A 12,523-nucleotide genomic window follows, 5' to 3' on the forward strand; every position below is an offset into this window, starting at 1 on the left:
GTCATAGGCAAAATCAAAGCCGGGCCGCCTTACTCTTTTCCCTGATCCGACTCCAACGAGATATTGCCCAGCTCATACGCAGTAACCGCCAACGCCTGCAGGGCATCATCCGGCAGGGTTTCTATTTCTGCCAAAATATCAGCAAATGCTTCATCACGGCCAATCTCCAAACAACTGGCAATCAAGAAACAAGTTTGCTTGCGGTTCGCACGGCTGACAGCCCAAGTTGCGGCGGCCTGCTGGGCTAATTCTTCGGGGCTGGCATCTTTATTCGGCGTAAAATCCATGCCCTGCGGCATCGCCTGCAAATCCCGGCACCCCATTTCAAAAAATTCACAGCGGCGTAGGGCTGAGGGTTCATATAACACTAATGTCGTACCCAATACCGTTTCGCTTTTATGCCTGCGATGTTCTTTATTAAAAATCATCTGATTTATCCTTATGCTGGGGCCGATTCAGTGATAGCGCCTGACACCTTAAATTTCACCGAGCGCTGGATAGTTTCTTCTTTGGATATACTTTTCCCCCAGCCGGTGATATGCCCCATAAACGCATCAGAGGAACCATCGGGATAAACAATCTTATAATACTTGTTACCCTTAATCCCTTTATCCGCTTTCAGCGCATTTTGCCCCGCATCGGTAATATCAAACTCCAAGGCCAAAGACAGCTCACCGGGATCAATCATCCCCGGCTCAAACGTTTTATAATTAGTCGTATCATCCAGGTATGTTTTTTCACTGGATGAGCGGCTTTCTTCTGGCGGGGTTAAATCCATCAGTTTGGCCACTCGGGTATAAGTCGTGCCATCGTCACTACGAAAAAACTGTGTGCCTGCTCCGATCATGTTTTACGCTCCCAAAATAGTGGTGGTGAAAATAATCTTGGTTGATATCAAACCGCTGTCTGGATCAACTTCGTATTCAAAATCCTGCCCACGCAACGGCTGGCGGGTACACGCTAATTTATGGCCATCCAATCCGGCCCAAATTAATTTACTGCGGGTATCCATTTGCTTATCTGGATTAGTCGCTGTGGCCGCAAAAAATAACGTGATAACGACCTGGCATTTCACCTTGCTGTCATCCCGATCCATCGCTTCCTCAATGGTAAGGCCATCAAGAAAAACTAACGTGCCGGGCAATTCATCCGGGTTCAGTACGCTGCGACCAGGTAACACCGTGTCAGTTATGGCATTGTCAGCATATTGCTGTTTCACTAATGCGGTGACTTCGGCCCGCAACGCATCAGTGTGAAAAAACGGATTAAAGCTCATTTCAATAGTCCTTTTTTCGCTTGCTTAACCAGCTGCTCGGCCAGCAAGCTACCAGAATGTTGATTTAGCACCCGGCGGGTTTCTCTGATGGCGTGACGGGTTATTGCTTCCCGGGTTTCAATTTTATGTACCGTCAATGGGAAACGGCTGCGGCCAGTCCTGCCCATCACCTGATAACGACCTTTCAATACACCTTTGGCATGGCGAGTAACCCCGGGAGCCAAAAACGCCCCCCGGATAAAATGATTGCCCGCTTTTATGCCTTTTTGTTTTCGCATTTTGGCAAGGCGGGTGTCTTGCTTTTCCGGGTGCTTAATCAGTCGCACATACGGAATGGCAGAGCGCCCCATCCGCAACGTAGCCAAGGGCTGATGCCCTTTTGCCAGACGCAATTTAAAACGGGGTTGTTTTTTCCCTTTCGGGCCTTTGGGGTTGTGGTATTTCAGCACAGGGCGCGGAATATTAAGCCGGGCGGCGGCTTTAGTTTGCACAGCAGTATTAATCATCCGGGCCATTTTATTGGTGGATGCTGCCGCAGCCCGAGGCACTAACTTTTTCCCAATGGCATCAAGATTGTTAATAGCCCGGTGCATTTCCCGGTTAAAAACAACATCATGATATGCGCGGCGGCGGGTCATTTTTTCCCTTTTGCCACAGGCTTAAAATTCACCTTTTCAGTCACCAGCGCGACAGTGCCGCGATAACTGTTTTGTGCCTGCACCGCCTCATCTGCAGGCAAATCTACAACAGTGGGCTTGCCTGCCGTGGTTGCAGGAACCTTGCCTAAACTGGGGCTGTGAAAAGGGAGCCTTAATTTAATATTCATTATTCCACCTCAAACGGGGTACTATTGCCATCTGCCGGGTGAATACGTGACACGGTATAATCCCGACCCTGATATTGCACTGCCATCCCCCGAGAAAAGCCGGAAGGTAACTCAGCGGTTAACACCTGCCACACTGTGATTAACGTGGCAGCCTCCCCCAGCTCCCCAGGATATTGATCCTGTATCCCGGTAACGGATATGCCGCCAATAATTAACGGCTCACCAAACATCTCGGACTGGGCAGCATCCAGCACAGATGCCAGCCGGTCAAAACGGTTGTTAAACAATGTTCGCCTCTCGCAAGCGCGTTAATACATCAGCGCTAAGAACCTGCTTACCGGCCCGTAAACGTTTGATTTGGCCGTTATCCAACACACTGACGCTACAAGGCAATGTCACCTCAACATCCCCTGTCTCTGACGCATCAGCGGTCACACTGCCATCACCTGACTGCTTATCAGCGGTTGATTGCTCATCGGCTACCGCTTGTTTTACCAATGCAGCTAACTCATCAAGCGAGGCATCATCATCAAATTCAACGCCTTCCTTCGCTAAAAACTGTTTACATGCCGATTGCGCGGCCTGCCCTTTTTCCGCTTTATTACTTTGTGGCACGGACAATCCCATCAACACAAACAGCTGATCTAATACTGCCGCTTTCATAATCTCCCCCAATAAAAACGGGCTGCATAGCAGCCCGGACAATATGGCAAAACCAATTTAAAACGCTTTTAGATAGACCACTTCATCAGGATCTTGCATCACCGGCAGCGGCGCTGATTGGGTCATAAGATATTCACCCGCTGGATCATCATCTTCAAACACCTTGGGGAATCGCTCCATCGCCTGATAGTTTGCTTTCGGGTCTTGGATCATGCCGTAACACATGGTGCCTTGCGCCCCACTGCCCGCAAACAGAATTTCACCATCGCCAAAAAACAATTCTTCGGTGCCATCACTATGATCAAAGGTGCCGGAATAAACCCACACTTCCACAGGGCCATAATCGCCCATCTTGACAAACAACTGACCATTAAAGGCCGCCGTTTCTAAGCGAGAACTAGAACCCCGGCGGGTTTCCAGCTTTTCTTTTACCGACTTAAACTGGCAAAACTCGGCATAGGTAAACTGGTTCATCAACATGGTGACGACAGGCATTGAGGCCCGACTCATATAATCGGTCAAATCCGCATCTAAATCATGCGTATCTTTATTTAAATCTTTCCAGGTTGTGCCAGCAGTCAACACAATCGTATTGTTTGGGTCACGCTGCAAATTGACCTCAGATTTCGGATAAAACTCTGATTCAATCACGATCTTGCCAAATTTCAGCAACTGGGCACACATCCATTCTTCGGTCACATCAATTTCCAAGTCCTGATCGACCGCCATAGCCCCAAAAATGGCATTACGGCGCTGCTGGGGAGTCAATGGCGTAGCATAAGACTCACCAGGTAAGCGATGCTGTGTCTGATCCGGCTCAAAGGGATCTTTAGGCTTCACATAGGCCGGATAGACACTCAAGGTTGAAACACCTTCATGCCGCCGCACTTGACCGCCAACCATCGGGGACACAAATGGCGCTCGGCGCAGCTTTTTTTTCACCTTGTCTAAATCAATTTTCTTGCTGTGAAAATACTGCACATTGGGGAAAAACAAATTTTTCAGTACCTGAGAAAAAGGCTTGCGCTTGGTCATAACCCCTAAAAGAGTGGCTGTTTCCATAAAATATATTCTCCAATAAAAAACCGCCCGAGGGCGGTTAGCTGTTAATCAAAAGTAGACAGGTAAGCAGGTTATACGGGGGTCGGGAAAATCAACCCCTGACTGGCAAACGCCATGCGTTTGGCCTCATCCGTTGTTAAGGCAGCAGGCCAGCGGATCACTTCAATGTTTAACTCCCCATCAGAATAGACCGGCGCTGAGGCATCCCCAGCGGTGGTATCCACATCGTGAACCGTCACAAACAAGGCTTGCTCTCGGCCATCTGATGCCGCTGGATCAAATGGATACAGTTTGTTGTCAGCCGTTTTTTTCGCCACTGGGGTTAATGCCGGAATCGTCTGCGCGGCGGCAAACAGATGCACGGCGGTACGAACCGGCCCCAGCACCACCTGGGGGATTGTTTCTTCTTTTACAACGGATTTTGCTGCTGTGTACATAAACACCTCTGATTAACGTAATATACGATGCGTTATCGACCAGCTGAGTTATTTACCCAACTGTTCCATGATGGCTAAAGTTTCATCCAATTCTGAATGCCCGCCAGCCGATGGCTCATCATCCAAGGGTTCGGCGGCATGTTCCTCCATCAACTGTGTTAATGTCCCTTCACTGGTTGCTGGGGATGTTTCTTCGGCGGCGGCTTCTAAAATTTCTTGAGCCTGCGCTACGGAATAATCACCAAACGCCAATTTATTTGCCAGCTTGGGACGGCTAGCGGCAGCATCCAACGCTAAAATACCTTGGATACGTGCTCGCTCATCGCGGGCGGCATTTGGGATGGTGTCACTGAGGGTCGCCCCAGTCACTGCGACTTCCTTGCTCGGTGCGGTCGCATCGGCATTAGGGGCGGGTTGTTCTGTCGATGCGGTAATATCGGCATTTGCAGCGGCTTGAGCGGCGGCTTGGGCTGCCGGGTTAGGAAACGTCATAGCATTAACTCCCTGGGTAGACGCACTGCCGGTGGCAGCGGATTGATAAAGTTGCGAAAAAAATTCATCAGCACTGAGCACACCATCTGCTAAGCCAATATCAACAGCTTTACTTCCGCGATAAACTCGGCTTTCGGTTTCCAGCACCGCCGCCAACGCTATGTTGCGCCACTGCGCAACTCGGCTAGCAAAATAGTGGTGTAATTCTTTCATTTCAGCGCCCAACTCTGCACTTAACTCATCAGAAATAGGCGCATAAGGATGCCCATCAGCCTTATGCTTACCGCTGTAAAACAGCGTCACTTTAAACCCCGCTTGCTCTAATGCTTTACTCATATCGGTATGGCCACAAATCACACCGATGCTGCCTACGCTGGCGGTTTCAGATAAATAAAGGCGATCACAACTGGCACCAAGGGCATAGGCCGCACTGGCACACAATTCATCCGCCAAGGCCCAGATAGGTTTTTGCCCGCGCACAGTGGAAAAAATATAATCGCCCAGCGCAAAACATCCGGCCACTTGGCCGCCGGGGGAATCAATATCTAATGCAATGGCAAAAACCTCATTATCCACCAAGGCCATATCTAGCTGGGCGCGAATGCCGTCATACCCGGTCATGCCACTAAACGGCTGCAAATGGCCGTACTTATGCACCAAACTACCGGACACAGAAATCACCGCGATGCCGCCAAAAACTTGATAAGGTTTGCTATCTCGGGGCGCGGTTCTTTCCGCCCGCGCAGCCAGATTGTCACTGCCCAAAACAGTGCCGTTATCATTCAGAGCCAACACCGGCAGCCCACGATTTTGCAACGCCCCCAACATGGTGGAATAGTAATTACCACAAATCGCCAACGGGGTATTAAATAGCTTGTTAGCTAAATGCAGGCTAATTCTCGGTTTCTGATTCATTGGTATCAACCTCGGGCGCTTCTTTAATGGGTTTTACACTGCCTTGCCGCCATGGGGTTTTTCGGCCCCTGGCTGCCATATCAGCATCTTCTAAATCCTGCTGCTCAAGCACTTCGTCATAATCCTTTCCCGAGGCCGCAAATTCATCTTCAAGGCTGCTCAACCCCAGCTCTAACTTTTCGCGGATCTCTTTTTGCTCTTTTAGCCCGTCAATTTTCGGCTTACCTGTACCAATCCAACGGCAGCGGGTTAATGCCTGGCTGGCCAGATAGAAATCTGTTACCCCTGGCGGCAATGCCAAACCATGAGATAACACCTGTTCCTCTAGCCAATTAGTCAAAATCATATTGCTGGCGCGGGCGGGCACCAACGCCCGGCGGCCTTGGAAAAAAATAAATGCCTGAGCGATTCCGGCGCGGGCGGTACTGTAATTAGACTTTGACCAGTCACGCGACAACATTTCATAGCTGACACCTAGATCACTGGCCAAATAGCGTAGAATTGACGATTCAAACTCGGCAACACCTGTTGGCGCTGCCCCTCTGTGCATCTTTAATTCTTCATTCGGTAGCAAATGAGGAATGCGGGCATTGTTGATCCGCATATCAGCGTTTTCATGGTACAGCTGTACATTTTGCATATGCTTCTGCAGCGGATCATTCGCTTCTGATCCAGTGCCTAGCACCGCCTGGCGCACAGTCTCTGCATCCATTTCGCTTTCAATCGTGGCCGCAAAAAACGCATTGATAATGGCGTTTTGTAAAGTGGCATCCTGAAATTTATCAAGCAATTCAACCCTACGAACCGCGGCAAGCAGATCTGATACTGCACGTAACTGGCCATCTTCCCAAGGTTCAAATAAATGCAGCATTTGCCGCCTGCCCCATGGCAGATACTGGCTGACATAACGCCAATCCCGATAGTTCGGCTGGGAAGGGTGAGCGCCACGCACATGGTATCCCAGGGCGCGATTATACCGGCCAAGTTGAACCCCATAGCGCAGCCGCTCAGTATCGGCCCGACCATGGGGGTTACTAATGCGATCAGGGGAAATTAATTTAAAACTGGTGCGGGCAGCACAAAAACGCCGCTTAACCCATACCGATTGCATAAAACCTTCGTTTCGGCGGGTATGCGTAATAACCAATTCCCGCATCATCATGGTGAGATTGCGCTTTCCTTCGGCATCAATAAAACCACGATCATCATCCGCCCAATCATGGAACCTGTGTTCAACGTCTTTTGCCCAGGCACGGCCCACCTTTGGATCCACCCCCAGCAGTAACCAGTCAGGTTTTAACTGCAGTTTCCAGCGGGCACCAACGATATAATCAGCATGTAACTGCACCCCGCCACGGGCATAAGCGTGACCCGTAACCAACTTATCAGCCCGAGAATGAATATCCCCCGCCAGCGGCTGCAGCAACAAATCCAATGCCTGCGGCTGACCCCCTAACCGCCCCAGATAAGGCCCTTTATGACTGCCAGCTGCGCTAACACTGGCCAAGGGCCGCCCTTGCGCATCAACAATGCTCCCCACTTAGACCAACCCCCCTAATGCACACCGGCTATGGCGCAGCTGGTTGATATACATCTGCAGCTCTGATTTATTGGTTTGTTGAAACTGTACCGTTTGGCCATTGCGCTGGATTTGTACCACCTTGGCCCCGGTCAGTAACTGATGCAATGCGGCCTCAGCTTCTATGATTTTCTGTTGATTTGTCATCGTTTCGACCTCCTGCCAAGCTCGGCCCATCCATTCGGGGCCGCCATATTCTGTTGCGGGTTATCACGGGCAGCAGCCAGGGATGCCATATCTAAACCAAAATACTGCTGGCTTAATTCAAGAGCCGTTAAACTCCCCACAGCGCAATCCCAAGGTTCATTTCGGCGGCCATTGGATATCCATACCATGCGATGTTTGCGGTTATGGCGTTTTAAGACTTTTTCTTCTGCGGTTAACTGCTGAAAATAGGTTTCATCGGTAAAACTGGCAACGGGATAAAAACAATATCCAGCAGGCACATCGTCATTGTCAGCCAATATTAATGCGTGACGGCTGGACAGCGTATCCTTAGCGCTTTCTGTATCAACCATGGTGAGATAAACACCGTGCCGGTTTGCTTTGCGGGGAAACGTTGTGGGCTGATCGTAGTCATTCCAGCCTTTTGTCGGAATGCAAAGATATACCCCCAGACGCTTACAAAAGGCATACACTTCTTTAGTAAAATGCCCGCCAGAATCAAAACAGCAACGGGTCAATGTCAACTGCCGCCCATCCTCTGTTAAATATGTCTGTTTTAATCGCCTTTCTACTTCATCCCATAGCGCATTTTGTTTGGGGTCGCCATAAATGCGGAAATAATCCACCAAGTAACTGCGGTTTAACTCATCAAAGGCCCGCAACTCCCCCTCAATGCGATCATCTTGCATATCAAGCCCGGCAAACAACGCCAAAGCCGGGCGCGGAATACGCATTTCACCATTGCTATCAATCGGATATTGAATCCGGCGGTTATACAAACTATCGCCGTTCAACTCCCGGGTGCCATCTTTCCATGTTTCGCCCAGGGTGGTGTTAACAAAGGCTTTAAACTTATCCAGCAATCCTTTCTTTTTTTTCTGCTCCATGGCAGCAAAAAAATCCAACAGCATGGATTGCCAAGAATACCAAGGGCTGTATGCCGTCCAAATGTGAAACGCCACATGGCGCGGCGGCTTTATTCGCTCATCATTGGCTTTACGAAATTGCCCATCAGCATCAATCCACACTTGGGTATCTTGATCCTGCCACCGGCCACGCTCTGAGATTGCATCCAGGTCTTGGTTAAAAATCTTACCGCCACACCCGGCACAGCAGTAATAAACGCTAGCTGCAGCATCATCTTTCGGCGCAAGGGAGTCGGGGAAATCCGAGGGCTGCTTAAACTTAAAGCCATAAGCCGTATCCCGCCCGCCCCAGCGCAATACTTGCATCAGCTCACAATGGGGGCAAGGTACATGAAAATGAAAAAAGAAATCCGCGCTGGCCACTTCCTCAGCAATAATGGATCCTTCCTCATCTTTCGGGGTTGTCCCTCTGACTGACTTAGGATACAAGGCATTACTGACCCGTTTATCCCCCAGAACCAGCGGGGAGCCTTCCCCCTCAATATCCCGGTCAAAGGCTTCTAACTCATCATAAAAAACCACATCTTTTGTCATTCGCCGGTAATTGGTGCCAGCCTTACCGCCGCGAATATCCAAGATGCTACCGATAAAAGTTTTTTTCAGCGTCCGGTTATATTTATTGCTGGTTTCCCCCCACGGGAAAACTTCTTTCATCACCGCAACATCACGCAGCATGGGCGCGATTTCGGTCAGGGAAAAATCTTCTGCATCCGTATCTGTTGGCTGGTAAAACAAGGTGTTTCGGCGCTTGTGGTGATGAAAGTACCCCAATGCCGCCAACATCATTTTTGTTGCGCCAACTCGGGCTGACTTAATAAAATCAACTTCTTGGATATCATCGTTACTGATGCAATCCATGATCGCCAGCTGAAATGGGGCAGACTTCCAACGGCCCTCGGTGTAACTGGACTCGGCCGATAAATAAAAGTGTTGATCCGCCCACTGAGATAACCGCAGCTTAGGCGGTTTCGCTATCGCCGCTTTCCACGCCTGAGATATCGCTTTCCCGAGGGCATTGACTGAGATAGGGTGCCAAGTCAAGCGGTTCGGCTGCTGTGTTTCTGGCGGCGATAATCTCATTTTCAATCAGTACCTTTACAGATGAGGGGATATCGGGGGCCACACGATGCACCTTGGCTGGTAGCTGATCCAATATCCCGGCAACCTGTGCCGCTTTACCCGCTGTTAACGCCACAATCAAATCTATACCGGCCATTTCCCCCAGCTTACCCAGCACATCCAGCTCTAACTTATCGGCCCGCAATTTGGCATAACGCTCATCGTGAAAATCCGTGCCGCCTGCAGGGGTGTCAGCATCAACATCGGGGCCAGTTTTAATCTGCTTTTTAATGTGGCGAATATAATCACTGACGCAGGTTTTTAAGCAGTATCCATTGCGGCCGCGCTTATCTGACAGCACCCCCTCTTTTTGTAAATTACGCACCTGCCGGGACGATAGCCCCAACCAAGAACCGATTTCTTCCTGAGTCGCCATTATTGACTGCAATCCTCAAGCGCATAGATGTACAGCATTAACATTGTCAGCTGTTCATCTGACCAAAATTGGCCGCCATCAATCTGGTGACTGGGGCGAGCGGGCGGGGTGATTAAGCTGCCCGCCGGAAGATCCAGCGGCTGGATCAACGGGGGCATCGGCGGGCAATTTCGCTGTGTCACTTGGCATCCGGCCAAAATGCTGATGCACAGCAACACGGGGATTGTTTTTAGCCTGCTTAGCCTGGGCGCGGCGCTGCTGAGTCTGAAATGACCGCAGCAGCCCCGTAACCAGTTGCGCCAACAACAAAAACACTTTGCCATACTTCATTTCTTTGGGTTCAACGCTAAATACTTACTGATAAACTCATGCACTTTAATCAGCAATCCACTGGCTTTTCCCAGTAATTCATCATCACGTTTGGTACTGGTGTACTTAGCCAGCGGCTCAAGAACCCGCACCAGCGCACTGGCCAAACCAATGACGGCAAACACAATCACAAGATAACCGGCCAATTTGCCGGTTAAACTCATGCCAAACAACGTAATGGCAAACTGATCATAACTGGCCAGCAAAGCCACATTATCCTGAATGCCAGATACGCCGGTCAGCTCACTTGCCACCACGGCTAACGGCAGCATCATAAACACCAACGCCGCACCAATCACACGCAATATTTTCATGTTAGAGATCCTCTAGTAACGTTTCGCAAGATTCCAAATAATGAATAACTGTACCGGCGGCATTGGGGTGATATGAGTTAAAATATTTTTTCCAATAAGCAGCGCGGGCTTCACGACTAACCGGAATGGCCTCAGCCACGACCAGGTAACGAAGTCGCGCCCAAATGAAAGCCAGCAAAGGGTTGTAATCTAAGTCGCTGTGCTCCACCCGCTTAACATCTATACCGAAATCACGGGCAATTTTATTGCGCCAGCTGCGCTTAAAACGGGTAATACTGCCTGGGGCCAGCTCAAGCGCTTTTTCTTTCAGCCAATAAAAGGTTTCACTATCAATCTGTGTCACTCCGCGACCTGCGCCATCGGGTGACGGATCCATAAACGTCCCCAGCTGTGTTTCAGCGCAAGCGGTTTCGATCAGTAATAAATCAGCTTTTTTGTTTCGACCATTGCCCAGGCAACGACACACCGCCTGGGCAATCTGAATTGCGTGGGCCTGGCTTACCAATCCATAAAACATCAGTGCAACCTCTTAATGTGAGCAATCAGTTTAATAAGCCATTCCATGGCGCGAACACCGCCCAGACCTGCAGCAGTGCCAACCAATACCATTTCAATAAAAGCCAGATGTTGCAGAACCCCAGCGGCCCACAATGCCATGCCACCTAGCAGGGCAAGGATCCATTCACCCCAAAATTTACGCCAATCAATCTGTTCACCATGGATAAGCTGTCGTGCAATAAACCCACTGGTAACGGCTCCTAAAATGGCAAACAGCCCTTTTAGTTGTTCCGGGTTTAGTTCTTCGCTCACAGCACCCCCAAAAAAAAAGCCCCTTGCTTTGCCGAGCTAAGGGGCGGAAAAACGGACTAATGGCACAGGAAACACACGGAAGGCACAAAGTTACCAGCCTGTAAAAAAGGATATGTTACTAGGTGTCATATTTCAATACTTAAATAGTAAAATATTAGCATTTTAGTAACAAATGACTATCCCAAGGCAAAACTAGGCCATCTTTAGCGTTAATGTAATATTTTAATATTGAGATATTGAGATATTCCTGCGGAATAACATTAATCACTGGATAATCGCATTGCCTCATGAAAAACATCATCAGCAAATGGTGAGCAATCCGCTCCGCAGGTTGATACATCAGTATCATCTACAGTTGAAAAGTCGGACGATTTAAATAGCTTAATAAGATCAGGGGTAGTCACAAAATTACGATACATTGTCCTTGGTGAATCCACATAAACGCCTCTGATTTTATTTTTCCCAACAAACCCATAATTATTTTCAATATGTGCAGAGAACTTGAAAGCATCAGGAACGTCCCTCATCACCTGCATCAATTTCTTTTCAGACTTTTTAAAACAACCTAAACAATTCCCAAGATGCTCCTGAATGCCAAGAGAAAACTCTTGATCCTCCCAAAAATTTAAAACATCAATTTTATCGGTCGGAAACATATCTACTAACGGATAACATTTGTTTTGAATGGTTTTATGCCGCTTAATTCTTGTTGGCTCATCACATCGAATGCCAATCGCCGTCATATAATCAGGTAAAACTAACTCGCCTTTCTCAAACCGCCCTACACGCCAGCCTCGGCTTTCCACATAACTATGGATCGGATATTCCTTCAAATCCCGGGTGCAATGGGGATACCCTTTGTTTGGGATGCCTTGCTTGATAACCATTTGCTCAAAGGGGTACTGGTTTCGACTTGCTGTTTCAAAAGTAACAACCTTATGAGTTGGCGCTAAACCTTTTTTATGATGAGTGACAGACTCAAGCCAAACCACGATCCCACCCCAACGCTGATCGCATTTATTCACAAACTCAAGCGTTCTTTCATGCTCCCAACCAGTATTAGCAAAACAAACCAAAAAATTATATTCATGTGAATGTTCACTAAGGAGTTTATCAGTCATATACCCTGATGTTAGTCCCCCGCTAAAACAAACCAACATATTAAGTTTTTTCTTCGGCAAAATAAGTCACCTT

The 12,523-nt window shown here is 48.8% G+C and carries 19 protein-coding genes; all 19 read right to left on the bottom strand.

Annotated features, from left to right (window positions below):
- Positions 1 to 29 precede the first annotated feature (29 nt).
- Positions 30 to 428: a hypothetical protein gene (locus NFHSH190041_RS19375; protein WP_261925192.1), complete on the bottom strand. Its 399-nt coding sequence runs from the start codon at positions 426 to 428 to the stop codon at positions 30 to 32.
- A gap of 11 nt (positions 429 to 439) precedes the next feature.
- Entirely contained in the window at positions 440 to 847 is a 408-nt protein-coding gene (locus tag NFHSH190041_RS19380; RefSeq protein ID WP_261925193.1) for a phage tail tube protein, read from the bottom strand.
- A gap of 3 nt (positions 848 to 850) precedes the next feature.
- Entirely contained in the window at positions 851 to 1,276 is a 426-nt protein-coding gene (locus NFHSH190041_RS19385; RefSeq protein ID WP_261925194.1) for a hypothetical protein, read from the bottom strand.
- Positions 1,273 to 1,914 (bottom strand): phage tail protein, encoded by a 642-nt coding sequence (locus NFHSH190041_RS19390; RefSeq protein ID WP_261925195.1) that lies wholly within the window; start codon positions 1,912 to 1,914, stop codon positions 1,273 to 1,275. Before NFHSH190041_RS19390 ends, NFHSH190041_RS19385 begins: the two co-directional genes overlap by 4 nt.
- Entirely contained in the window at positions 1,911 to 2,102 is a 192-nt protein-coding gene (locus NFHSH190041_RS19395; protein WP_261925196.1) for a hypothetical protein, read from the bottom strand. The genes NFHSH190041_RS19390 and NFHSH190041_RS19395 overlap by 4 nt, the downstream gene beginning before the upstream one ends.
- Positions 2,102 to 2,389 carry a hypothetical protein gene (locus NFHSH190041_RS19400; protein ID WP_261925197.1) on the bottom strand — a complete coding sequence of 96 codons (288 nt, stop codon included), beginning with the start codon at positions 2,387 to 2,389 and terminating at the stop codon, positions 2,102 to 2,104. The genes NFHSH190041_RS19395 and NFHSH190041_RS19400 overlap by 1 nt, the downstream gene beginning before the upstream one ends.
- Positions 2,382 to 2,765 carry a hypothetical protein gene (locus NFHSH190041_RS19405; RefSeq protein ID WP_261925198.1) on the bottom strand — a complete coding sequence of 128 codons (384 nt, stop codon included), beginning with the start codon at positions 2,763 to 2,765 and terminating at the stop codon, positions 2,382 to 2,384. The genes NFHSH190041_RS19400 and NFHSH190041_RS19405 overlap by 8 nt, the downstream gene beginning before the upstream one ends.
- Before the next feature lie 57 nt (positions 2,766 to 2,822).
- A complete protein-coding gene (locus NFHSH190041_RS19410; protein WP_261925199.1) occupies positions 2,823 to 3,827 on the bottom strand; it encodes a major capsid protein in 1,005 nt (334 codons plus the stop codon).
- Positions 3,828 to 3,898: 71 nt separating this feature from the next.
- The gene (locus NFHSH190041_RS19415; RefSeq protein WP_261925200.1) at positions 3,899 to 4,264 is read right to left on the bottom strand and encodes a head decoration protein; all 366 of its coding nucleotides are present in this window, start codon (positions 4,262 to 4,264) and stop codon (positions 3,899 to 3,901) included.
- 48 nt (positions 4,265 to 4,312) lie between these two features.
- On the bottom strand, positions 4,313 to 5,671 hold the full coding sequence (locus NFHSH190041_RS19420) for a S49 family peptidase (RefSeq protein ID WP_261925201.1): 1,359 nt from the start codon (positions 5,669 to 5,671) through the stop codon (positions 4,313 to 4,315).
- Positions 5,649 to 7,211: a phage portal protein gene (locus NFHSH190041_RS19425; protein ID WP_261925202.1), complete on the bottom strand. Its 1,563-nt coding sequence runs from the start codon at positions 7,209 to 7,211 to the stop codon at positions 5,649 to 5,651. The genes NFHSH190041_RS19420 and NFHSH190041_RS19425 overlap by 23 nt, the downstream gene beginning before the upstream one ends.
- Complete coding sequence (locus tag NFHSH190041_RS19430; protein WP_261925203.1) at positions 7,212 to 7,397, bottom strand: gpW family protein; 186 nt, start codon at positions 7,395 to 7,397, stop codon at positions 7,212 to 7,214. It lies immediately after the preceding gene.
- Complete coding sequence (locus tag NFHSH190041_RS19435; protein WP_261925204.1) at positions 7,394 to 9,382, bottom strand: phage terminase large subunit family protein; 1,989 nt, start codon at positions 9,380 to 9,382, stop codon at positions 7,394 to 7,396. Before NFHSH190041_RS19435 ends, NFHSH190041_RS19430 begins: the two co-directional genes overlap by 4 nt.
- Positions 9,300 to 9,836: a terminase small subunit gene (locus NFHSH190041_RS19440; protein WP_261925205.1), complete on the bottom strand. Its 537-nt coding sequence runs from the start codon at positions 9,834 to 9,836 to the stop codon at positions 9,300 to 9,302. The genes NFHSH190041_RS19435 and NFHSH190041_RS19440 overlap by 83 nt, the downstream gene beginning before the upstream one ends.
- A gap of 78 nt (positions 9,837 to 9,914) precedes the next feature.
- A complete protein-coding gene (locus NFHSH190041_RS19445; protein ID WP_261925206.1) occupies positions 9,915 to 10,166 on the bottom strand; it encodes a hypothetical protein in 252 nt (83 codons plus the stop codon).
- Positions 10,163 to 10,519 (bottom strand): hypothetical protein, encoded by a 357-nt coding sequence (locus tag NFHSH190041_RS19450; protein WP_261925207.1) that lies wholly within the window; start codon positions 10,517 to 10,519, stop codon positions 10,163 to 10,165. Before NFHSH190041_RS19450 ends, NFHSH190041_RS19445 begins: the two co-directional genes overlap by 4 nt.
- A gap of 1 nt (position 10,520) precedes the next feature.
- On the bottom strand, positions 10,521 to 11,036 hold the full coding sequence (locus NFHSH190041_RS19455; protein WP_261925208.1) for a hypothetical protein: 516 nt from the start codon (positions 11,034 to 11,036) through the stop codon (positions 10,521 to 10,523).
- Positions 11,036 to 11,329 (bottom strand): hypothetical protein, encoded by a 294-nt coding sequence (locus NFHSH190041_RS19460; protein WP_261925209.1) that lies wholly within the window; start codon positions 11,327 to 11,329, stop codon positions 11,036 to 11,038. Before NFHSH190041_RS19460 ends, NFHSH190041_RS19455 begins: the two co-directional genes overlap by 1 nt.
- Positions 11,330 to 11,589: 260 nt before the next feature.
- On the bottom strand, positions 11,590 to 12,510 hold the full coding sequence (locus NFHSH190041_RS19465; RefSeq protein ID WP_261925210.1) for a hypothetical protein: 921 nt from the start codon (positions 12,508 to 12,510) through the stop codon (positions 11,590 to 11,592).
- Between the last annotated feature and the right edge of the window lie 13 nt (positions 12,511 to 12,523).

This window comes from Shewanella sp. NFH-SH190041 (assembly GCF_024363255.1).
Taxonomy (GTDB): domain Bacteria; phylum Pseudomonadota; class Gammaproteobacteria; order Enterobacterales; family Shewanellaceae; genus Shewanella.

Coding starts and splice junctions, on each gene's coding strand:
- NFHSH190041_RS19405 (WP_261925198.1), bottom strand. CDS start 2,765: ATGAAAGCGGCAGTATTAGATCAGCTGTTTGTGTTGATGGGATTGTCC.
- NFHSH190041_RS19415 (WP_261925200.1), bottom strand. CDS start 4,264: ATGTACACAGCAGCAAAATCCGTTGTAAAAGAAGAAACAATCCCCCAG.
- NFHSH190041_RS19410 (WP_261925199.1), bottom strand. CDS start 3,827: ATGGAAACAGCCACTCTTTTAGGGGTTATGACCAAGCGCAAGCCTTTT.
- NFHSH190041_RS19450 (WP_261925207.1), bottom strand. CDS start 10,519: ATGAAAATATTGCGTGTGATTGGTGCGGCGTTGGTGTTTATGATGCTG.
- NFHSH190041_RS19375 (WP_261925192.1), bottom strand. CDS start 428: ATGATTTTTAATAAAGAACATCGCAGGCATAAAAGCGAAACGGTATTG.
- NFHSH190041_RS19430 (WP_261925203.1), bottom strand. CDS start 7,397: ATGACAAATCAACAGAAAATCATAGAAGCTGAGGCCGCATTGCATCAG.
- NFHSH190041_RS19380 (WP_261925193.1), bottom strand. CDS start 847: ATGATCGGAGCAGGCACACAGTTTTTTCGTAGTGACGATGGCACGACT.
- NFHSH190041_RS19440 (WP_261925205.1), bottom strand. CDS start 9,836: ATGGCGACTCAGGAAGAAATCGGTTCTTGGTTGGGGCTATCGTCCCGG.
- NFHSH190041_RS19455 (WP_261925208.1), bottom strand. CDS start 11,036: ATGTTTTATGGATTGGTAAGCCAGGCCCACGCAATTCAGATTGCCCAG.
- NFHSH190041_RS19390 (WP_261925195.1), bottom strand. CDS start 1,914: ATGACCCGCCGCCGCGCATATCATGATGTTGTTTTTAACCGGGAAATG.
- NFHSH190041_RS19385 (WP_261925194.1), bottom strand. CDS start 1,276: ATGAGCTTTAATCCGTTTTTTCACACTGATGCGTTGCGGGCCGAAGTC.
- NFHSH190041_RS19395 (WP_261925196.1), bottom strand. CDS start 2,102: ATGAATATTAAATTAAGGCTCCCTTTTCACAGCCCCAGTTTAGGCAAG.
- NFHSH190041_RS19445 (WP_261925206.1), bottom strand. CDS start 10,166: ATGAAGTATGGCAAAGTGTTTTTGTTGTTGGCGCAACTGGTTACGGGG.
- NFHSH190041_RS19420 (WP_261925201.1), bottom strand. CDS start 5,671: ATGAATCAGAAACCGAGAATTAGCCTGCATTTAGCTAACAAGCTATTT.